The sequence below is a fragment of the Robertmurraya mesotrionivorans genome, from assembly GCF_050971805.1.
Taxonomy (GTDB): domain Bacteria; phylum Bacillota; class Bacilli; order Bacillales; family Cytobacillaceae; genus Robertmurraya_A.
In genome coordinates, this window is the sequence record NZ_JBPCCH010000055.1 from 1 (window position 1) to 1,040 (window position 1,040).

General features: G+C 31.9%; 3 protein-coding genes. 2 read left to right on the forward strand and 1 reads right to left on the reverse strand.

Annotated elements, in window-relative coordinates; genetic code table 11:
- Positions 1-494, reverse strand: a 494-nt coding sequence (locus ACRX5O_RS25180; RefSeq protein ID WP_433908443.1) for a helix-turn-helix domain-containing protein, incomplete at its 3' end; no start/stop codon positions are given.
- A gap of 126 nt (positions 495-620) precedes the next feature.
- Here ACRX5O_RS25180 and ACRX5O_RS25185 point away from each other — a divergent pair.
- Complete coding sequence (locus ACRX5O_RS25185; RefSeq protein ID WP_433908444.1) at positions 621-860, forward strand: PLDc N-terminal domain-containing protein; 240 nt, start codon at positions 621-623, stop codon at positions 858-860.
- Positions 857-1,040, forward strand: a 184-nt coding sequence (locus ACRX5O_RS25190; RefSeq protein WP_433908445.1) for an ATP-binding cassette domain-containing protein, incomplete at its 3' end; no start/stop codon positions are given. The genes ACRX5O_RS25185 and ACRX5O_RS25190, both read left to right, overlap by 4 nt.

The following is a 1,040-nucleotide window of genomic DNA, read 5'->3' on the forward strand; positions in this document are numbered from 1 at the left end:
CCATTGTTCTCGCTCGGAGCATGATAGTATTTAGTCATTAATTCGGTTAATTCGTTTTCAAATTGTTTAAACCTCTCATCACTCATCTTTAATTCCACTAGAGAAAAAGTGGCACCATCCTCTGGAAAGTTTTGATTTTCTAATTTTTCAAGGTAACTCTGATATTGAGACATAACTGATAATTGGTAATAGGAAACATAATCAAGCTTCTCCTGATGAGATGCTTTTTTCCATTCCTTCACATTAAGTCTAGCCTCATTTTCATTTAATGTGTAATATTTTTCAGACACAGATTTTACTTTTCTTTCTTTCATAACTCGGATAATACCTGCATCCAGCAAAAGTTGTATATGTCGATAGAGCGTTGCTTTGGGTACTTCTTTAATGATCTTTACCATTTCTAATGGTGTTAGACCATTTTCTTTATCCCTCATTAGTGCTTGTAAAATTTTCATTCTTACTGGATGCATTAATATTTCAACCTTATTGATCATAGGAATCACCTTATTCATTAATATTTAATCTCATTATAAATAATGAGATTAAATATTGCAACGAACTCACTTTTGTATTATCATTATCAATAATGAGATTGAGATAAATGAGAAGAGGTGATTGGAGTGCAACTACACTATGGATTGGACGACTTAAAGGAAATTGATTTTATGGCTTTTATCCCTTTTATCCTGCCATTTATTGTTATAGGTTCATTATTGGTTTTCATTGCCTTACTGGATTTATACCGTCATAGAAAGACAAGGGAAAATGTACCTATTTGGACGCTGATTATTATTTTTATCAATATTATTGGTCCAATTCTATACTTTGTTTTAGGACGAAAGGAAAGTGAGAGATTTTGAAATTGGAGATTAGGAATGTAACAAAAATATTTAAAGATAAAATTGCCGTCAATGATTTCTCTATAGAGTTGCAATCAGGGGAATGTGTCGGTTTAATTGGACCAAATGGCGCAGGGAAATCCACATTAATAAAAGTTATTGTAGATATGATTAATCAAAATGCAGGCGAAGTTCTGCTGA